Raw genomic sequence first — 18,207 nt, 5'->3', positions numbered from 1 at the left:
GCCTCCTACAGCTTGAACTTCTTGTCGCGGATGGCTTCCTGAATGGGCGCGGGGATGGTGTAGCGGCCCGGGGGCGGAGGCAGCAGGTCCTTCTTGGCCTTGGCCAGGGCGGCGCATTCATCCAGCAGCATCTGGCGCAGGGTGACGCCGGTGGTGAAGGGCTTGCGGCCCAGCTTCAGGGTGGGGATGGAATCGCCGCCGCCGTAGAGGTAGTCCGAGGTGGCCAGTTTCACGGTTTCCTTGGGATCGATGGGGCTGCCATCCTCCCAGACGAGGCTGTAGGTGCCCGCTTCCGGCGTGCCGCCGACCAGGGCCTTCACGCCGGAACAGGGTTCGCCGCCCCGGCGCACGATGCCCTCCTTCACCACCTGGATCACTTCGGCGCCGGTGAGTTCGACCACCACCAGCTCGTTCTCGAAGGGCATCAGCTCGAAGATGTCGCCCACCTTCAGTTGGCCGGGCCGCAGGTTGGAGCGCAGGCCGCCGGCGTTGGTGATGGCGAAGCGCACGGCCGCGCCCACCACGTTCTGCGCGGTCCGGCGCATGACGTCGGCAGTCCAGTAGCCCAGCAGGTTCTCCTCACCACGGCGGCCACGGAACAGGCCCTGGGGCGCCTGCACCAGGGGCAGGTCGAAGGTGGCCTTGATCTCGGCCGCCAGGGGGGCGATGACCTTCTGGATGGCCTCGTCCTCGGGGATGGTGGCAGCGATGGGGACGACTTCCGTTTTGGTGTTCGTCGCTTGCGCCGAGAGGGGGAGCGAAAGCAGGGAATAGAGCAGGACGCTACAGGGCTGAAGCTTCACGGACAGATTCCTTCAGGGCCGCGCGGACATCCCGCACGATGACGTCATGGGACCAGAACTGGGCGGCCAGCCTCAGCAGCCAGCCCATGAGCCAGCCGTTGATGGCGGTGACGAGGAGTTGGAGGAGGAGGAACAGCCAGACCCGGAACGTGGTGCCGCCTCCCATGCGCCAGGCCAGGAGGAGGACAAGGAAGGGCAGGAGGGCGCGCAGGGCGGCCCCGCCGACGGAGATCAACCCCCACTGGATGGGGTGCGACCAGAGGCGCAGGAAAGAGTCGGCGAGATGCGCCCGGTAGCCTCGCGGAGGCCCCGCCAACCGGCCCAGGCGGCAGAACCACCACTGGAGGTTCAGGGCCGCCACGAGGCCCATCCACACCAGGGGCCGACCGAAGAAGGCGGTCCAGCCGAGGGCTTCAATGCCAGAAGCGCCCAGCTTGGCCAAGAACAGGTCCACCAGCCAGGCCACCAGGCCCAGGGGCAGGAAGCCGATGAGGAGTGTGTCCAGGGCGCCCAGCAGCCAGGAGCTGAGCCGGGCCTTGAGGGCCGCTTCCTCCGCCTGCAGCCGCCACCCGCACCAGAGCACGATGATGATGCCGAGGGCGAAGAGGTGCACGGTGGGTGAATTGGTGAAGCTGTGCTTGAGGCCCCCGTTCTCCACCAGCTCCCAGATATCGCGGGCGCTGAGGCTCTCACCCCAGTGGCTGGGCAGGGCGCTCCAGCCCGCGGCCCGGCGCAGGTGGCCGGCCCAGCCGAGGGTGGAGCCCAGCAGCGCGAGCATCCAACCGCCCATGAGGCCCCAGCCCCACCGCGTGAAGCCCCCGGGCAGCGAGGACCGCAGGAAGGACCAGGGCCCCCGGGGAGCGAGGTCCTCCTCGGAAATGTGAATGGTGGTGGGGCGTTCGGTGGGTTCCATGGCCATCCGCTAGCAATCTCTCATCAAACCACAATTGACGGGCAGGGGCCCGGGGAGTTGACGGGGCGGGGACCCCGGGGGGCTTGACAGGGGCGGCCCCGATGGGTTTTCATCCCTTTCATGCTGCTGTCCTTCCCCGTCCCCTGCCAGGGCCTCTCCTCTGAGGCTTGGTGGTGGCGTATGGGCTCGGACGGCTCCCTGTGCGAGGCCTAGCGGCCTAGCCATTCCGGACCCTCCGAGCCCGACCTGATGGTCGGGCTTTTTCGTTGTGGACTGAAAGATGACGCCCTCACCCAGACATCTGATCCGACATCCGCTCCCGGCGGACCTGCTCACGCCCCTGGCGGCCTACCTGGCCCTGCGGCCTGCCGGGGCCAGCCTGCTGCTGGAGTCCTGCGACCAGGGCGAGCGGGTGGGTCGCCACAGCTTCGTCCTGCTGGAAGGGGAGGGCGAATGCCGCCTGCCCGCGCCTGCCACCGGCTGGGTGGAGGCTCTGCGGAGCTTGGCGGGCGCTGCACCCGTGGACACGCTGCACGATACCGCCGCCGTTCTTCCAGCGTTGCGCGAGACCCTGCCCGTGGGTGTTGGCTGCGCGGGCTACCTGGGCTTCGAGGCCATGGGGGCCCTGGAACCCACCTTGAGCCTTCCAGCCAAGAACACCCTCGGCTTGCCGGGGCTCTGGGTGCGGCGCTTCGACACGGCGCTGGTCTTCGACCACCTGCACCAGGTGGCGGAACTGCAGACCCTGGACGCGAGCCCCGAAGCGGGTTTCGCCCGACTGGCGGAGCTGAGGCGGCGGCTGCTGGAAGGCGCCAAGGATCCTGGTCCCGGCCAGGCGAAGCCCGTCGCCAAGGCCCTCATGACCCGCGAGGCCTATGAAGGCGCCGTGGCCGCCGCCCAGGAATTGATTCTCGACGGCGACATCTATCAGCTGGTGCCCAGCCAGCGCTTCCGCGTCGAGGATCCGCCCCTGCCGCTGGAAGCCTATCGTCGCCTGCGCCGCCTCAATCCCAGCCCCTACGGATTCCTGCTGGAGTGGGAGGGCTTCGCCCTGGTGGGCGCCTCGCCGGAGATGCTCGTGCGGGTCCAGGACGGCGAAGCCGAGACCCTGCCCATCGCGGGCACCGTGCCCCGCGGCGCCAATGCCGAGGAAGATGCCTGCCGCTTCGAGGCCCTGAAGCGCGATCCCAAGGAACTGGCTGAGCACCAGATGCTGGTGGACCTGGCCCGCAACGATTTGGGCCGCGTGGGCGTGCCCGGCGGGGTGCGCGTGGAACTGCCCCTGGCGCTCCAGCGCACCAGCCACGTGCTGCACCTCACCACCACCGTGAAGGCCAAGCTGAAGCCAGGTGTGGATGCACTCGACGTGCTGGCGGCCGCCTTCCCTGCAGGCACCGTCAGCGGCGCGCCCAAATTGCGGGCCTGTCAGCGCATTGCCGAGCTGGAAGGCGAGGTGCGCGGCCCCTATGGCGGCGTGCTGCTGCGGTTGGGCGCCGACGGTGTGCTCGACACGGCCCTCATCCTCCGCACCGCCGTCTACGCGGATGGTGCGGCCCACATCCAGGCGGGTGCGGGCGTGGTGCGCGCCTCCAGGCCCGAGGCCGAATACTTTGAAACCCTGCACAAGCTGGGCGCCATCGCCCAGGCCCTGGGCGTGCAGCTGCCCGGAGCCACCCGATGATCCTGCTGATCGATGCCCTGGATTCCTTCACCTACAACCTGGTGCAGGCCTTCGAGACCCTCGGCGCCGAGGTGAAGGTCATCCGCCACGATGCCATCACGCTGGCCGAAGCGAAGGCCCTGAACCCCCAGGCGGTGGTGCTTTCGCCGGGTCCGGGCCATCCCACCGAGAGCCCCGCCCACATGGCCCTCGGTGCGTCGGATTGGGCGGTGCCCCTGCTCGGTGTGTGTCTTGGTCATCAGGCCCTGGCCGCGGCCACCGGGGGCAAGGTCACCCGCGCCCTCGAGCCGCTGCATGGTGAGGCCACGTCCCTGGAACACGAGAGCACGGGCCTCTTCCAGGGCCTGCCTGCGGGCTTGCCGGTGGGCCGCTACCACAGCCTCATCGCGGATCCGGCATCCCTGCCCGTCTGCTGGCGCGTCACGGGCCGCAGTCCCGGCGGGGAGATCATGGCCATGGAACACCGCCATCTGCCGCGCTGGGGCGTGCAGTTCCATCCCGAAAGCATCCTCACGCCCGATGGCCCCGCCATGCTCGCCAACTTCCTCCGACTCGCCCAGGAATTCAGCCTCAAGGAACGCCAGTCATGACCCTCCTCACCACCCACAATCCCATTCGCCCGCTTCCGGCCGACACGGCGTCGGAGCTCATGCGCATCTTCATCGATCAGGACACGGACGCCCTGCTGGTGGGCGCCTGTCTGGCCCTGCTGGCCCAGCGGGTGCCTGAGGCCCACGAGCTGGCGGCCTTCGCCGATGCGCTGTCCGAAGTCGCGGTGCCCTTCCCGCCGGTACCCGAGGACGCCCTCGACACCTGCGGCACGGGCGGCGATGGCTCCTCCACCGCCAACCTCAGCACCCTGGCGGCCCTGCTGCTGCCGCAGTTCGGCGTGCCCATCGTCAAGCATGGCAACCGCGCCGCCACGGGCGTCTGTGGCAGCGCGGACCTGCTGGAGGCCCTGGGCTACGACCTGGCTCGAGCCAGCGCCGATCTGTCTGCGGATCTCAGCACGCGCCGCTTCGCCTTCCTCTTTGCCCCGGCTTACCATCCGCTGCTGGGCCGCCTGCGCGAGATCCGCAAGCGCCTGGGCATCCCCACCATCTTCAACCTGCTGGGGCCGCTGCTGAATCCTGGCCTGCCACCCCTGCAACTGCTAGGCGTGGCCCGCGAGGAACTCACCGCGCCCATGGCCGGGGCCCTGGCGCGGCGACCCAGCCTGCGCCGGGCCTTCGTAATCCATGGCAAGGATGCGGAAGGGAAGGGCCTCGACGAGGCCTCCATCGAAGGGCCCACCACCGTATTGGCAGTGATGGATGGCAATGTTGCCGCGCCCCAGGTGCTGGTGCCCCGGGAACTGGGGCTCACTCCGCCCACCCGGCACGCCCTGCGCGTGCATGATCGCGCCGAGGCGCTGGCCGTGGCGCATGGCCTGTTCGGCGGCTCGGCCCATGCCGACTTCCGTCCCGCCGTGGCCGATGCCGTGGCCCTGCAGGCGGCTCTGGGTCTGCACCTGCACCGCGATCTCGGCCTCGAGGGCCTTGCCGAAACCCTGCGCGAGGTGCGCAGCCGCCTCGACCAGGGCTTCACGCTTCCTTTCACCAGTCAGGTGCAGTCATGAGCCATCTTCCCGATCCTGCGAATCTTGTCCATGGCACGGGCCTCAGCACCACGTCCCACCTGCAGAAGGTGCTGGTGTCTGAGTTGGCACGTCTCTCCCAGCTGACGGTCACGCCCCTCGCCCGCCAGGCCCTGTCCGGCGCTGGCCCCTTCGAGACGGCGCTGCGCCGCGATGCGGCCCAGCAAGGTGGGGCGGTCATCGCCGAATACAAGCAGGCTTCGCCCTCGCTGGGGCCCTTCGCCCAGGGCACGCCGCTGCTCCCCCAGTTGCGTGCCTACCAGGAAGGTGGGGCCTCGGCCTTCTCCATCCTGGCGGAGCCCGCCTACTTCAAGGGGTCAACGAAGGATCTGCAGGCTGCCGCGGAACTGGGCCTGCCGAGGCTCTACAAGGGCTTCGTGATCGCTGAAGCGCAGCTGGCCGAAGCGGAAGCCACCGGCGCCGAGGCCGTGCTCCTCATCGCCCGGGTGCTGAAGGGCCACACGGCGGCCTTCGCCAAGGCCGCCCGCGCCCGGGGGCTGGAGCCCCTGGTGGAGCTGCATGACCTCACGGAGGTGGGCTTCGCGCAGGAGGCCGAGGCAAGGCTGGTGGGCATCAATGCCCGTGACCTCTCCACCTTCACCCTGGGCGAACCCACGGCGGCGCCGCTGCGGCGGGCCTTCCCGGACGCGGTGCTCATCCGCGAATCCGGCCTGGCCACGCCGGAGGATGCTCGCGCCGCCCTGCGCGCCGGTTTCGACGCGGTGCTCATCGGCGAGGCGCTCATGCGCAGCGCGGACCCCCGGGGCTTCCTGAAGCGGGCCCTGGCCGAGCTGCGGACGGAGGTGTCGTGACGCTCCTCGCCAAAGTCTGCGGCCTGGTCCGCGCGGAAGATGTCGCCTTCGCCGTGGCCCAGGGGGCCGATCTGATGGGCTTCGTCGTGCATCCTCCCAGTCCGCGGCACTGCGATGATCTTTCAGTCGCAGCACCTTTTCTGGATCGCGCCGTCCTGGTGATGGTCGCTGAGACCGCCGCGGCCATCCTGGCACTGGCCAAGCAGCATGGCTTTCGCCGGGTGCAGCCGCACCTGCCTGCGGACCAGCGGGTTCGCGGCGTGCGTCTACTGCGCGATGCCGGGCTTTTCGTGCTGCTGCCCTGGGCGGATGAAGCCGGACAGGTCCCGGTGACCGCGGACCTCTACCTTTGGGAGCCCAGCCCCCAGGCCACTGGCGTGGCCGGAGGGTCGGGGCAGGCCCATGCCATGGCCTTTCCCCCGCCCGGCCCCTTCCTGCTGGCGGGGGGCCTCGACGCCGCCAATCTCACGGAGCGCGTGGCCTCGCTTCCGCCTGCCGTGCGGGCACAGCTTCGCGGCGTGGACGCCGCCAGCCGCCTGGAGGCGGCGCCCGGTGTGAAAGCTCCAGACCAAGTGCGCGACTACATCCGAATGGCCCATCACCTGGAGTTTCCATGACCGCTGGTTTCAGCCTCCCCACCCGCTTCGGGGCCCAGGCCCTGGGCGGCTGCTATGCCCCCGAAACCCTGATGCAACCGCTGCTCGATCTGGAGGCCGCCTTCTGCACCGCGGTTGAGGACGCAGCTTTTCAAGTGGAGCTGAAGTCGGAGCTCCGCCACTTCGTGGGGCGTCCCACGCCGCTCACCCCTGCGCCCCGATTGGCGGCAAAGCTGGGTCTCAAGGCCCTCTTCCTCAAGCGGGAGGACCTCACCCACACGGGCGCCCACAAGATCAACAATGCCTTGGCCCAGGCCCTGCTGGCCCGGCGCATGGGCAAGGGCGAGATCATCGCCGAGACCGGCGCGGGTCAGCACGGGGTCGCCACGGCGGCGGCCTGCGCGCGCCTGGGCCTGGACTGCACGGTGTACATGGGCGTCACCGACATGGCGCGCCAGGCGCCGAATGTGGCCCGCATGCGCCTCTTCGGCGCCAAGGTGGTGCCCGTGGAAGCGGGGCAGGGCACCTTGAAGGAAGCCGTGAACGAGGCCCTGCGTGCCTGGGCGGGCCGCTGCGACCAGGCCCACTACATCCTGGGTTCGGCGCTGGGTCCGCATCCCTTTCCCACCCTGGTGCGCAGCTTTCAGACCGTCATCGGAGAAGAGGCCCGCGCCCAGGCCCTGGAACAATCCGGAGCTCTGCCCGAGGTGGTGATCGCGTGTGCAGGGGGCGGCAGCAACGGCTTGGGCCTGCTGGTGCCCTTCTTAGGGGATGGGCTGCGCCGTGTGGCCGTGGAAGCCGGAGGCCACGGCGCCACCCTGGGCGAACACGCCGCGCGGCTCGATGGGGGCCGCATGGGCGTATTGCACGGCTGCAAGACTTTGCTTCTGCAGGACGAGCATGGCCACACCGCCGAGACTGCCAGCATCAGCGCGGGGCTGGACTATCCGGCGCTGGGCCCCGAACTGGCGGCCCTGGCCCTGGATGGGAAGGTCGAGGTGCGGCGCGCGTCCGACGAGGAGGCTCTGGCAGGCGCCCGGCTGCTCTGCGAAAGCGAAGGCATCCTGCCCGCCCTGGAGAGCAGCCACGCCCTCGCCCTGCTGCCCAGCCTTGCCGCCGAAGGCGCCGCCACGGTGCTGCTGGGGCTCAGCGGCCGCGGCGACAAAGACCTGTCCACCTACCAGTCGCGTCTGGGGATCTGACATGACCTTGAATCCGCTCCTTCCTTTCATCATGGCGGGCGACCCCTCGCTGGACGCCCTTCCTGCCTTGCTTTCCCAGGCGAAGGCCCTGGGCCTGGAGGCCATCGAGGTGGGGCTGCCGCACTCCGATCCCATCGCCGATGGCCCCGTGCTGCAGGCCGCGGCGCACCGCGCCATCGCCCGGGGCGCGACACCCCTGAAGGTGCTGGAAGCCCTGGCGGGCCAGACGGAGAGCCCCGACCTCATCCTCTTCACCTACCTGAACCCGCTGCTGCAGCTCGGTGTGGAGCGGCTCAGGGCCTTGCTCGCGCCCACGCCCGTGAAGGCTCTGCTGGTGGTGGATCTGCCCTTTGGTGAAGAGCCGGAACTGGAAGCGGAGCTGCGTACCGTGGGCCTGCCCGTGGTGCCGCTGTTGGCGCCCACCACCACGGTGGCACGGGCTGCCCAGCTGCTGGCAGAACGGCCCGATCCGGGGCCCACGGCCTCCTATGCTCAGCGCTTCGCTTACGTGGTGGCACGCCTGGGCGTCACGGGTACGGGGCAGGGCACGGACCTGGAGGCCGTGGCTGCCCGGGTGGCGGAGCTGCGAGCTCTAACCGACCGCCCCCTGGCCGTGGGTTTCGGCCTGTCCGACGCGGCCAGCCTTGCAGCGGTGCGGGCCATGGGAGCCACCCCCGTGATCGGATCAGCCCTGGTGCAGGACCTGGCCCGGGGTCTAAGCCTGCGCGGGGCCCTGGCGGAACGCTTGTGAATCCCTTGGTTGGAGATTCATAAGTCGTGAATGATCTTTCCTTACGGTAGGATGTTGGGATCGGTTGCAGGATGGTGACGTTTTGGTATTGTGATCCATTCTTCATCCTTCATCCCTATCGAATCGGCTGAAAACAGCCAAGCACCCCGGGAAACCGGGTCGGGAGCATTGCCTCTATGAGCCACCGTTCGCGCCTCACCCTCACGGTCCTGACCCTTGTCGCCGCTGGAGCCTTCGCGCCTCAGGCCCAGGCCAGCGGTTTCCAGCTGCGCGAACAGAGCCCCCTCTCCCAGGGCAATGCCTTCGCCGGCATCAGCGCCGGCGGTGGCGATATCAGCGCCCTCTTCTTCAATCCCGCGGTGATGACCCAGTACAACGGCACCCAGTTTTCCCTGGGCGGCACCTACGTGGGCCTGAGCGCGAAGTTCGAGAATGGTTCCGGCTCCCGCACCCCCATGCTGTCCGGCCTGGGGTTCAATTCCACCTTCCTGCCCATCTCGGGCGCGCCGAACCACGGCAATGCCGCCATCTCTGCGGTGCTGCCTGAATTCAATATCATGTACAGCGTGAACAAGGATCTGAAGGTGGGCCTGTCGCTGAACGTGCCCTTCGGCCTCACCACCGAATACGACAGCAATTGGGTTGGCCGCTACCACGCGCTCAAGTCGGATCTGCGGACCATCGACATTGCGCCGAGCATCGCCTATCGTTTCAGCCCGGAATGGTCCGGAGGCGTGGCCTTCATCGCCCGCAAGGCGGACGCCGAACTCACCAACGCGGTGGACTACGGCACGCTGCTGGCCTCCTCTGCGGCCTCCGGGTTCATCCAGGCTGGTGTGACCCCGCCCTCCACCGCGGCGAACATGGCCCTTTTGATCGGGGCGACGCCGGGCGCCTACGACGGCAAGGGCGGCCTGAAGGGCAATGGCTGGGGCTACGGCTTCAAGGCGGGCCTGGTCTGGGAGCCCAATGCCGATCTCAAAGTCGGCCTCTCGCACCAGGGGGCGATGACCATGACCCTGAAGGGCGATGCCACCTTCGAGATCCCCTCCACCATTCCGAACGCGGGTCCCTATTTCCTGGCCAACGGTCTGGCCGCCAAGGGCCTCAAGAATGGCAAGGGCGAAGCTGAGTTGAACCTGCCTGCGACCACCTCCCTGGGCTTCGACTGGAAGGCCTCACCCACCTTCTCGTTGCAGGGTGAAGTGGCCCGCACCACCTGGTCGCGTTTCAAGGAACTGCGTATCAAATTCGACACGGGCCTCACGGATTCCGTGACGGATGAGAGCTGGAACGACACCACCTTCATCTCCCTGGGCGGCACCTGGAAGCTGAATTCAGAGTGGACCCTTCGTGCTGGCGCGGCCTTTGACAAGAGCGCCGTGGATGATGCCCACCGCACCCCCCGCATCCCCGACAACGACCGTAAATGGGTCTCGCTCGGAGCGAGCTACACCATCTCCAAGAAGGTCTCGGTGGATGTGGGCTACAGCCGCCTGTTCATCAGCGATGGCAAGGTCAACCTGGTGTCCGGCAGCACGCCTGCGGACCCTGATGTCTTCCGTGGCAACCTCAGCGGCAGCATCAAGGCCGCCATCAACATCCTTGGCGCCCAGGTGCGCTACAGCTTCTGAGCTGCTGGCTTCAAACAGGAAAGGGCCCGGATCTCCGGGCCCTTTCCTGGTCTGGCCGAGACATCAGATTCGCTCAACGGCCATGGCAATGGCGTTGCCGCCGCCGAGGCAGAGGGCGGCCACGCCGCGCTGCTTGCCCTGGCGCTCCAGCGCATGGAGCAGGGTTGCCATCACTCTGGCGCCGGAGGCCCCGATGGGATGGCCCAGGGCCACGGCGCCGCCATGGATGTTGATGCGGTCCACGGGCAAGTTCAGCTCCTGGGCGGTGGCCACCATCTGCACGGCGAAGGCCTCGTTGATCTCCCAGAGGTCCACGTCGCCCACGGCCCAACCCACTTGGGACAGCAGCTTCTTGATGGCTTCCACGGGCGCCATGAGCACCCATTCGGGATCCAGTCCGGCGGTAGCTGTTCCCAGAATCCGGGCCTGGATGGGCAGACCGTGGGCTTTGGCGTAGGCTTCCGAGCTCAACAGGACCGCCGCGGCGCCGTCATTGACACTGGGCGCGTTTCCCGCGGTGACGGTGCCGTCCTTCTTGAAGGCCGGACACAGCTTGGCCAGGGATTCGGGGGTGGAGTCCGGGCGCGGGCCTTCATCTTCGCTGACGATCAAATCGCCCTTCCGACCAGGCACGGCGATGGGGACGATTTCGGCCTTGAAGGCGCCACTTTGAATCGCCGCCACGGCCTTGCGGTGGCTCTCGGCGGACCAGGCATCCTGGGCTTCCCGGCTCACGCCGTACTTGGTGGCGACGAGTTCACCCGTGTGCCCCATGTGCTGGTCCGTCATGGCACACCAGAGGCCGTCGAGGATCATGGCGTCCTTGGCCTCGGTGTGGCCCATGCGGGCGCCCACGCGGAGCTTGGGCATCAAGTAGGGAGCATTGGACATGGATTCCATGCCGCCCGCCAGCACCACGTCATGGTCGCCCAGGCGCACGGCATTGGCGCCGAGTTGGATGGCCTTGAGGCCGCTGCCGCAGACCTTGTTGATGGTGAGGGCCGAAATGGAGGAAGCGAGTCCGCCTCGTAACGCCGCCTGGCGGGCCGGAGCCTGGCCCACCCCCGCGCTCACCACATTGCCCAGGATGGCCTCCGTCGGAACGGCCCCGGGCACCGCGGCCAGAAGGGCCTTGATCACCTGGGCGGCCAGATCCGGCGCCGCGAGCGGAGCCAGGGCGCCCTGGAACTTGCCAATGGGGCTGCGGAGGGCTTGCAGGATGACGGCGTGGGACATGGGTGCTCCGGGGAAGAGGCCGGGGAAGACCGGCCTTCGAGGACGGATCAGGGTCGAGGATAGCAAGCCCTGACGCTCTGTCGCCCGGAACTGGTGTGAGGCTGCCCCGTCAGCCCTTGGGGGGGCGGCATCGAGTTCCGCAGCGGCTCTGTTCAAGAGGTTCGCCCGTGCATCTGGCCTCCGCCGAGTGGAGATGGCATGCTGCCCCCATGCCCCTCCCGACCGCGAACCCTCAAACCCTCCGGCCTGACTATGGCGTGGATGCCCCAGGCGTCATTCGCAACCTCCTGCTGGTGGCTCTGGCGGGGCTGTCGGCCTGGGCCTCCGCGGCCGCGGGGCTCTGGTCGGGTGTGCTGGCCCACGTGGATCTGGCGAAGACCGGCATTGGGGTGGCCTGCACCTGTGGATTCCTGGCGGGCTGGATGCTCTACGACAGCCGCATCGGCAAGTACAAGGAGCGGGAGCGTCTGCTGGATCGTGTGGCCCTCACCGGGGCTGAGCAGGTGCTGGATGTGGGCTGCGGCCGGGGCCTGCTGCTGGTGGGGGCCGCCCGGCGCCTGAGCACCGGCCGTGCCACAGGCCTCGACCTCTGGAGTCAGGAGGACCTTTCGGGCAACCGCCCCGAAGCCACCTTGGAGAATGCCCGGCGTGAAGGCGTGGCGGACCGGGTGGCGGTGGAGACCGGCGACATGCGGGAGATGCCCTTTGCGGATGCCAGCTTCGATGTGGTGGTGTCCAACGTGGCCATCCATAACATCTACGAGGCCTCCGGGCGGGCCCAGGCCATGGCCGAGATCGCCCGGGTGCTGCGGCCCGGGGGTCGCCTGCTCATCCACGACATCCGCCACGTGGCGGAGTACGAGGCCGAGCTGCGTCAGCTGGGCCTGGTCAACCTCCGGCGCTGGGGCTCGGTGGCCTCCCGCCTGCTGCTGATGGTGCTCACCATGGGCTCCCTGCGCCCCGACATCCTCCAGGGCGAGAAGCCGTCTGCCTGAGGCTTGAGGGGCGTTGAGGGGCGGGTGTCTGGGGGTCGGGCCTAGCCCCAGACGCGCTTGCCGGCCACCCAGGTGCTCAGCACTTTGCCGGGCAGACTCCAGCCCTTGAAGGGGGTGTTGTAGGACTTGGACTGGATGAAGGCGCGGTCCACCTGCACCTTGGCCGTGGGATCAAAGAGCACGAAGTCGGCGGGGGCGCCGGGCTTCAGGCTGCCGAGGCCTTGGCGATCGAGGTGGAAGACCTTGGCGGGCTCCCAGGCCAGCAGGCTGATGGCCTTCGAGAGGCTGATGACGCCGCGGTTCACCAGCAGCTCCAGGGTGAGGGGCAGGGCGGTCTCCAGGCCGATGACGCCGAAGGCGGCGATGGGCAGCTCCACTTCCTTGTCATCCCAGCCGTGGGGCGCGTGGTCCGTGGCGATGGCATCCACCGTGCCGTCGGCAATGGCTTCGAGCACCGCCTGGATGTCGGCCTCGGTGCGCAGGGGCGGGTTCATCTTGTAGTCGCTGTCGAACTTCATGAGCTCCTTGTCCGACAGGGCGAAGTGGTGCGGCGTCACTTCGCAGGTGACATTCAGGCCGCGGGCCTTGGCTTCGCGCACCATGCGCATGGAGCCCTTGGTGCTGAGGTGGGCCAGGTGCAAGTGACCACCGGTGTGCTCGGCCAGGATGATGTCGCGCGCCACCATGGCCTCTTCGGCGGCGGCGGGAATGCCCAGGCAACCGAGCGACGCGCTCACAGCGCCTTCATGCATGTAGCCCTTGCCGGCGAGATCCTTGTCCTCCTCATGGGCCACCACGGGCACGTCCAGCCAGCGCGTGTATTCCAGGGCGCGGCGCATGAGCGAGGCGTTGGAGATGGGCAGGCCGTCGTCGGAGAAGGCCACGCAGCCCGCGGCCTTCAGCGTGCCCATATCGGCCAGTTCCTCGCCCTTCATCTCGCGGCTCACGGTGCCAATGGGGAAGTAGCGGCAGAGCTCGGCCTTGGCGGCGCGGGTGAGCATCATCTCGGTGATGGCCACTGAGTCGTTCACGGGCTTGGTGTTGGCCATGGCACACACGGCAGTGAAGCCGCCGGCGATGGCGGCGCGGCTGCCGCTTTCGATGCTCTCCTTGCGGGTCTGGCCGGGCTCGCGGAAGTGCACATGCAGATCGACGAAGCCGGGCGCCAGTACCGCGCCGCCGCCATCCACCACTTCGGCTCCCGCCGCCTGGGGGTGGTTTGTTGCCTCGACCCCGGCGGCCACGACTTGGCCTTCAGACACCAGCAGGGCTCCTGGTCCGTCGAAGCCCTGGGCAGGATCGATCAGGCGGACGTTTTTCACAAGGAAGGACATAGGAGGCTCCGAGGAGGGATCAATCCAAGAAAAAGCTAACCACCAAGACACCAAGACACCAAGGCCTGTGGCTGCCAAGTCCGTCATGCTTTTCTTGGTGGCTTCGCGTCTTGGTGGTGGATTGATGGAGGCTACTCCATTCGGTAGTTCGGCGCTTCCTTGGTGATCATCACGTCGTGGGCGTGGCTTTCGCGCAGGCCGGAGCCGCTGATCTCCACGAAGGTGGCCTTCTGCTGGAAGTCGGCGATGCTCTTGCCGCCGCTCAGGCCCATGCCGGCGCGCAGGCCGCCCATGAGCTGGGTGACCAGGTCGGCCATGCGCCCCTTGTAGGGCACCTGGCCTTCGATGCCCTCGGGCACGAGCTTGGTGTCGTCCTTGCCTTCCTGGAAGTAGCGGTCCTTGCTGCCCTGCTTCATGGCGCCGAGGCTGCCCATGCCGCGGTAGGCCTTGAAGGTGCGACCGCCGAAGAAGATGGTTTCGCCCGGGGCCTCGTCGGTGCCTGCGAAGAGGCTGCCGATCATGACGCAGTCCGCGCCAGCGGCGATGGCCTTGGCCACGTCGCCGCTGAACTTGATGCCGCCATCGGCGATGCAGGCCACGCCCGCTTCGCGGCAGGCCCGGCTGGCTTCACTCACGGCCGTAATCTGGGGCATGCCCGCGCCGGTGACGATGCGGGTGGTGCAGATGGAGCCGGGCCCGATGCCCACCTTCACGGCGTCGGCGCCAGCGGCGCAGAGATCCTTGGCGCCCTGGTAGGTGGCCACGTTGCCTGCGATGACTGGGACCTGGGGATGCGCCTGCTTGAGGGCCTTCACGGCATCCAGCACGCCCTGGCTGTGCCCGTGCGAGCTGTCGAGGCAGAGCACGTCGACCTTGGCCTCCACCAGCGCGGCCGCACGAGTGAGCAGATCCTTGCCCACGCCCACAGCGGCGCCCACGCGCAGGCGGCCGAAGGCGTCCTTGCACGCGTTGGGGTATTCGATGGACTTCTCGATGTCCTTGACCGTGATGAGGCCCTTGAGCTGACCCTGGCCGTCCACCACCAGCAGCTTCTCAATGCGGTGCTTCTGCAGGATGGCGCGGGCCTCTTGCAGGGTGGTGCCCACGGGCACGGTCACCAGGTTGTCCTTGGTCATGGCCTCGCGCACGGGGATGTCCCAGCGGGTCTCGAAGCGCAGATCGCGGTTGGTGAGAATGCCCACCAGCTTGTGCCCTTCCACCACCGGCACGCCGCTGATGCGGAACTTGGCCATGAGGGCCTCGGCCTCGCGGATGGGGGCGTCGGGCTCGATGGTGATGGGATCCGTGATCATGCCGGATTCACTGCGCTTCACCTTGTCCACCTCCTCGGCCTGGCGCTCGGGGCTGAGGTTCTTGTGGATGATGCCGATGCCGCCCAGCTGTGCCAGCGCAATGGCCATGCGGCTTTCGGTCACCGTATCCATGGCGGCCGAGATCAGGGGGATGCGCAGGGCGATGTCGCGGGTGATCCGGGTGCCCAGATCCACCTGGTTGGGGTGGAGCTCCGAGAACCCCGGAACGAGCAGAACGTCGTCGAAGGTCAATGCGCGCATCAGGGGCAAGGTCAGCATGGGAAGCCTTTGTCCGGGCCCGCGACCTGCGGGACCTTGCAACCCATGGTCTCACGGGCGGGGCGCGGGTTCCAGGGCGGGCTATAGCGCCGGCAGCAGGAAAGGCTGGAACACCAAGGTTAGTGACAAGGGAGCCTTGAGTCCGTGGGGGGCCAAGGGCTCAAACCGCCACTGCAAGGCTGCCTGGATGGATTCCGCATGAAGGAAGGCCGGGCCGGAGAGGACACTTGCATCCATGGGCACACCATCCTCTCCAATCTGCAACCGCACCAAGACATCTGCGGCGACCTTGGTTGGTTCGCCCGGCTTCAGTTGATGCCTTACGCTGACCTGTCGAGTCGGAATGAGTTTGAAGTCATAGGTTTTTTGCTCTCGAATATGCCCGCCAGAACCCCTGGCTGAATCTCGTCCGGTTCCGCTTGCCAAACCATTGCCACCGCTTCGAAGCGGAAGGGTTGGATTTAGAGACAAAAAAACTGGTGTTGCCCTGGGAGACAGGGTCAGTTCATCGGGATCGATGGCGTCGCTGGGCTGGGAGAAGATGGATGTATGGGCCACCAAACGGGGATCAAGACCATCGGTCCCCTCTCGATGGCCCTCACCTCCAGGGGACTCTGATCCCATGAGGTACTTGGTCGGAGGCCTGATAAAGGCTACTTCTGCTTCCTGAACCGTAAGGGAGACGGATTCGCGGTGCTGGCTTGGTTCTCTTCGGATCAACGAATCCAAATGGCCATGGGTCAGACTGATGGAAAGTCCATAGAGGATCAGTGGCGTCATTCCCAAACTGAAGAGGATGGGAATGCCCCTGGATCGAGCTGGAGCAGCTTCTCGAATGGGATGCACACCGTACACAGTGGTCTCATTCCCAGCGATTGGGTTTAAGTCGAGCGATCGGAGCAGCGGGTGCATGGTGACCACACGATAGGGGTCAGAGGGGGTGTTCGCAACGCAGGCCAAAGCCTTTTTTGACGCCATATTGATCGACGTCCCCATCAGCGCTCCAGGCCCCCCAGGTGGCGCAGGAGTCCTCCCTTTGGAGGCAACGTGGCTGGAATGGACAGCCGGTCAGTCGATGTTGAGGGGCGGGGAGGTAGCCGGCGTCCGTGGATGGCTCCTGCCGGGCTGCTGACAACAACCGGGCGGTGTAGGGATGGCGCGGCCTGGCAAGCACAACTCGGGTTGGCCCCGCCTCCATGGCTTCCCCGCCGTACATCACCAGCAGGCGATCACAGGCCTCGGCTGCCAGAGCGAGATCGTGAGTGATCCAGAGGAAACCAAGGCCGCGCTCCCGCTGCAGGCTCAGGGCCAGGTTCAGGAACTCCCGCTGGGCCAGGGGATCGAGGGCGGTGGTGGGTTCGTCCAGCACCAGCAGTTCGGGGTCGCAGGACAGAGCCATGGCCAGGCAGATCCGCTGGCGCTGGCCGCCGCTGGCTTGGTGGGGAAACCGGCCGAGCAAGCCCTGGTCCGTGGGCAGGCCAAGTTGCTCGAGCAAAGGCTTCAAGCGAGCCAAGGCGGCGCCTGGCCTTTCCCTCCTGTGGAAACCGGGCAACAGGGCCAGGTGCTCGCCGAGGGTCAGCATGGGATTGAGTGCTGCCCGCGGGTCCTGCGGCACCCAGGTCATGCGCCCACCCAGGGTGGGGTCCTCACCCTGGATCTGGCTCACTAAGGTGCCGAAAACCTGGCTCTCTCCAGCGGTTTGCACCACGCCACGAGGCAGGGCCCTGAAGAGTGCATGGACCAGAAGGCTCTTGCCCGATCCGCTTTCCCCCACCAGCCCCACCCGGTCGCCCGGATGCAGGCACAGACTGAGCGGGCCCAGCAGGCGCACCCCGTCCGTCCGGTGCAGGACCAAGCCATTGATGGTGAGGGACATGGGCGAAAGGTTCGCATGGAAGTGACGGCTGTCATAGGAAATCCAAAGCCCCCCGGAATAGGGCTTGACGTTCCCGATGGCGGTCCTACCCTTGGTCCACCCAATCACCCTGCGGAACTCGCAACGGTCCCGCCATGGCATGGAGGAAGCATGGATTTCCTGCGCCCAGATGTTCAAGAGCGCCTGATGAAGGAGCATTTCGAATTTCGCAAGCTCATGGAGGAACACAAGTCCGCCGACTCGCGGCTGGGTGATCTCCAGAAAAAGCCCAGCCTTTCCGCCAAGGAATCCTTGGAAGAGGTGGAGCTGAAGAAGATCAAGCTGCGCGCCAAAGAACGCATCTACCACATCGTGCAGGAGGTCTCCAAACACGCTGATCAGTAGGCGTTACCGATCAACCCCATGCGGGGGAAGCCCTGGGAATGAAGTCCCAGGGCTTTGTTTTTGTTAACGCTTGCTAATGATTTAAAAGGGTTTGATTAACGTTTGCTAATGATTTACGAGCGACTTTGTGTGGTAGGAATGGAGATTCCCATCCGGAATCCGTTATTTCCACCACAGGAGTCATCGTGCCAGCAGCGTTTGTCGAGCGGAGACAGCCAAGGCGATTTCGGATCCTGTACATGGGCCTGCAGGCTTTTATCCAACGCTTTTTCCTGAAGGAACCGCAGGATGCCGCCGCTCGGCCTGCTGGCCTGAACTCAAGCAAGATCCATTCGCCTTCCGGGGAGCGATCGACACCGTGGCGGTGCGGGGTCACCCGGCTGGATGAGCAGTACGAAATCCTCTTCCGCCTTGTCAAGCAATTCCAGGCTCTGATCAAGGCCGGGGCGGACACCGTGGGGATGGACGCGGCCCTCAAAACCCTGGAAGTCCACCTGGAGGGCCATCTGGCCCTGGAGGAAGCCTATCTGGAGCACATCGAGTTCCCGGGACTGGCCAATCACCGGAACCTGCATCAAACCTTCCGTCACCAGCTGCAGCTCTTCCAACAACGCATTGCCAGTGGCGATCGCAGCGCCGGTCTGGAGCTCTCACAGGTGCTTTACGCCTGGATCAAGGTGCACGTGCTGAAGGAGGACCCGCTCTGGGGCGAGCACGCCAAGGCGCGGCGGCGCCGCAAAGCCCTGGCGGATATTTCCTGAA

General features: G+C 67.0%; 18 protein-coding genes. 11 read left to right on the top strand and 7 right to left on the bottom strand.

Features of this window, described 5'->3' with window-relative positions:
* Positions 1-5: 5 nt before the first annotated feature.
* The gene (locus Q9293_RS10540; RefSeq protein ID WP_306246215.1) at positions 6-803 is read right to left on the bottom strand and encodes a 5'-nucleotidase C-terminal domain-containing protein; all 798 of its coding nucleotides are present in this window, start codon (positions 801-803) and stop codon (positions 6-8) included.
* Positions 784-1,716: a hypothetical protein gene (locus tag Q9293_RS10535; RefSeq protein WP_306246213.1), complete on the bottom strand. Its 933-nt coding sequence runs from the start codon at positions 1,714-1,716 to the stop codon at positions 784-786. The genes Q9293_RS10540 and Q9293_RS10535 overlap by 20 nt, the downstream gene beginning before the upstream one ends.
* A 280-nt stretch (positions 1,717-1,996) precedes the next feature.
* Between Q9293_RS10535 and Q9293_RS10530 the strand changes: the two genes are divergently transcribed.
* The 8 genes from Q9293_RS10530 (at position 1,997) to Q9293_RS10495 (ending at position 10,028) form a co-directional block, all read left to right on the top strand.
* Complete coding sequence (locus Q9293_RS10530) at positions 1,997-3,397, top strand: anthranilate synthase component I family protein (RefSeq protein ID WP_306246211.1); 1,401 nt, start codon at positions 1,997-1,999, stop codon at positions 3,395-3,397.
* A complete protein-coding gene (locus tag Q9293_RS10525) occupies positions 3,394-3,987 on the top strand; it encodes an aminodeoxychorismate/anthranilate synthase component II (protein ID WP_306246209.1) in 594 nt (197 codons plus the stop codon). The genes Q9293_RS10530 and Q9293_RS10525 overlap by 4 nt, the downstream gene beginning before the upstream one ends.
* Positions 3,984-5,015, top strand: a complete 1,032-nt coding sequence (trpD, locus tag Q9293_RS10520; RefSeq protein ID WP_306246207.1) for an anthranilate phosphoribosyltransferase — start codon at positions 3,984-3,986, stop codon at positions 5,013-5,015. The genes Q9293_RS10525 and trpD overlap by 4 nt, the downstream gene beginning before the upstream one ends.
* Positions 5,012-5,845, top strand: a complete 834-nt coding sequence (locus tag Q9293_RS10515) for an indole-3-glycerol-phosphate synthase (protein ID WP_306246205.1) — start codon at positions 5,012-5,014, stop codon at positions 5,843-5,845. Before trpD ends, Q9293_RS10515 begins: the two co-directional genes overlap by 4 nt.
* Positions 5,842-6,462 (top strand): hypothetical protein, encoded by a 621-nt coding sequence (locus Q9293_RS10510; protein ID WP_306246203.1) that lies wholly within the window; start codon positions 5,842-5,844, stop codon positions 6,460-6,462. The genes Q9293_RS10515 and Q9293_RS10510 overlap by 4 nt, the downstream gene beginning before the upstream one ends.
* On the top strand, positions 6,459-7,643 hold the full coding sequence (gene trpB, locus Q9293_RS10505; protein ID WP_306246201.1) for a tryptophan synthase subunit beta: 1,185 nt from the start codon (positions 6,459-6,461) through the stop codon (positions 7,641-7,643). Before Q9293_RS10510 ends, trpB begins: the two co-directional genes overlap by 4 nt.
* A 1-nt stretch (position 7,644) precedes the next feature.
* Positions 7,645-8,394 (top strand): tryptophan synthase subunit alpha, encoded by a 750-nt coding sequence (gene trpA, locus Q9293_RS10500; RefSeq protein WP_306246199.1) that lies wholly within the window; start codon positions 7,645-7,647, stop codon positions 8,392-8,394.
* A 176-nt stretch (positions 8,395-8,570) separates the two neighbouring features.
* Positions 8,571-10,028 carry an OmpP1/FadL family transporter gene (locus tag Q9293_RS10495; RefSeq protein WP_306246197.1) on the top strand — a complete coding sequence of 486 codons (1,458 nt, stop codon included), beginning with the start codon at positions 8,571-8,573 and terminating at the stop codon, positions 10,026-10,028.
* A gap of 63 nt (positions 10,029-10,091) precedes the next feature.
* On the opposite strand, the gene Q9293_RS10490 is transcribed toward Q9293_RS10495, so the two are convergent.
* Entirely contained in the window at positions 10,092-11,264 is a 1,173-nt protein-coding gene (locus tag Q9293_RS10490; RefSeq protein WP_306246195.1) for a thiolase family protein, read from the bottom strand.
* Between the two features lie 209 nt (positions 11,265-11,473).
* On the opposite strand from Q9293_RS10490, the gene Q9293_RS10485 reads away from it, so the two are divergent.
* A complete protein-coding gene (locus Q9293_RS10485; RefSeq protein WP_306246193.1) occupies positions 11,474-12,259 on the top strand; it encodes a class I SAM-dependent methyltransferase in 786 nt (261 codons plus the stop codon).
* 41 nt (positions 12,260-12,300) lie between these two features.
* Here Q9293_RS10485 and Q9293_RS10480 read toward each other — a convergent pair whose 3' ends face one another.
* The 4 genes from Q9293_RS10480 to Q9293_RS10465 all read right to left on the bottom strand — a co-directional run bounded on the left by Q9293_RS10480 (position 12,301) and on the right by Q9293_RS10465 (position 17,061).
* On the bottom strand, positions 12,301-13,593 hold the full coding sequence (locus Q9293_RS10480) for a dihydroorotase (RefSeq protein WP_306246191.1): 1,293 nt from the start codon (positions 13,591-13,593) through the stop codon (positions 12,301-12,303).
* Between the two features lie 131 nt (positions 13,594-13,724).
* Positions 13,725-15,185: an IMP dehydrogenase gene (guaB, locus tag Q9293_RS10475; protein ID WP_306246189.1), complete on the bottom strand. Its 1,461-nt coding sequence runs from the start codon at positions 15,183-15,185 to the stop codon at positions 13,725-13,727.
* Between the two features lie 81 nt (positions 15,186-15,266).
* Entirely contained in the window at positions 15,267-16,181 is a 915-nt protein-coding gene (locus Q9293_RS10470) for a hypothetical protein (protein ID WP_306246187.1), read from the bottom strand.
* On the bottom strand, positions 16,117-17,061 hold the full coding sequence (locus Q9293_RS10465; protein WP_306246185.1) for an ABC transporter ATP-binding protein: 945 nt from the start codon (positions 17,059-17,061) through the stop codon (positions 16,117-16,119). Before Q9293_RS10465 ends, Q9293_RS10470 begins: the two co-directional genes overlap by 65 nt.
* 150 nt (positions 17,062-17,211) lie before the next feature.
* Between Q9293_RS10465 and Q9293_RS10460 the strand changes: the two genes are divergently transcribed.
* Both Q9293_RS10460 and Q9293_RS10455 read left to right on the top strand, forming a co-directional pair.
* Positions 17,212-17,445, top strand: a complete 234-nt coding sequence (locus Q9293_RS10460; protein ID WP_306246182.1) for a YdcH family protein — start codon at positions 17,212-17,214, stop codon at positions 17,443-17,445.
* 239 nt (positions 17,446-17,684) lie between these two features.
* Positions 17,685-18,206, top strand: coding sequence for a bacteriohemerythrin (locus tag Q9293_RS10455; protein WP_306246180.1), 522 nt, complete (start codon positions 17,685-17,687; stop codon positions 18,204-18,206).
* Position 18,207: the final 1 nt, after the last annotated feature.

Origin of the sequence: Geothrix sp. PMB-07, assembly GCF_030758935.1 — a bacterium.
GTDB lineage: Bacteria > Acidobacteriota > Holophagae > Holophagales > Holophagaceae > Geothrix.
The sequence above is the reverse complement of the archived record's forward strand: the minus strand, read 5'-3'. Positions and strand labels throughout refer to the sequence as shown.

What these genes read in the sequence shown, in the direction of transcription:
- Q9293_RS10535 (WP_306246213.1), bottom strand. Translation starts at nt 1,716, where the DNA reads ATGGAACCCACCGAACGCCCCACCACCATTCACATTTCCGAGGAGGAC.
- Q9293_RS10530 (WP_306246211.1), top strand. Translation starts at nt 1,997, where the DNA reads ATGACGCCCTCACCCAGACATCTGATCCGACATCCGCTCCCGGCGGAC.
- Q9293_RS10525 (WP_306246209.1), top strand. Translation starts at nt 3,394, where the DNA reads ATGATCCTGCTGATCGATGCCCTGGATTCCTTCACCTACAACCTGGTG.
- trpD (WP_306246207.1), top strand. Translation starts at nt 3,984, where the DNA reads ATGACCCTCCTCACCACCCACAATCCCATTCGCCCGCTTCCGGCCGAC.
- Q9293_RS10515 (WP_306246205.1), top strand. Translation starts at nt 5,012, where the DNA reads ATGAGCCATCTTCCCGATCCTGCGAATCTTGTCCATGGCACGGGCCTC.
- trpB (WP_306246201.1), top strand. Translation starts at nt 6,459, where the DNA reads ATGACCGCTGGTTTCAGCCTCCCCACCCGCTTCGGGGCCCAGGCCCTG.
- trpA (WP_306246199.1), top strand. Translation starts at nt 7,645, where the DNA reads ATGACCTTGAATCCGCTCCTTCCTTTCATCATGGCGGGCGACCCCTCG.
- Q9293_RS10495 (WP_306246197.1), top strand. Translation starts at nt 8,571, where the DNA reads ATGAGCCACCGTTCGCGCCTCACCCTCACGGTCCTGACCCTTGTCGCC.
- Q9293_RS10490 (WP_306246195.1), bottom strand. Translation starts at nt 11,264, where the DNA reads ATGTCCCACGCCGTCATCCTGCAAGCCCTCCGCAGCCCCATTGGCAAG.
- Q9293_RS10485 (WP_306246193.1), top strand. Translation starts at nt 11,474, where the DNA reads ATGCCCCTCCCGACCGCGAACCCTCAAACCCTCCGGCCTGACTATGGC.
- Q9293_RS10480 (WP_306246191.1), bottom strand. Translation starts at nt 13,593, where the DNA reads ATGTCCTTCCTTGTGAAAAACGTCCGCCTGATCGATCCTGCCCAGGGC.
- guaB (WP_306246189.1), bottom strand. Translation starts at nt 15,185, where the DNA reads ATGCTGACCTTGCCCCTGATGCGCGCATTGACCTTCGACGACGTTCTG.
- Q9293_RS10470 (WP_306246187.1), bottom strand. Translation starts at nt 16,181, where the DNA reads ATGGGGACGTCGATCAATATGGCGTCAAAAAAGGCTTTGGCCTGCGTT.
- Q9293_RS10465 (WP_306246185.1), bottom strand. Translation starts at nt 17,061, where the DNA reads ATGTCCCTCACCATCAATGGCTTGGTCCTGCACCGGACGGACGGGGTG.
- Q9293_RS10460 (WP_306246182.1), top strand. Translation starts at nt 17,212, where the DNA reads ATGGATTTCCTGCGCCCAGATGTTCAAGAGCGCCTGATGAAGGAGCAT.
- Q9293_RS10455 (WP_306246180.1), top strand. Translation starts at nt 17,685, where the DNA reads ATGGGCCTGCAGGCTTTTATCCAACGCTTTTTCCTGAAGGAACCGCAG.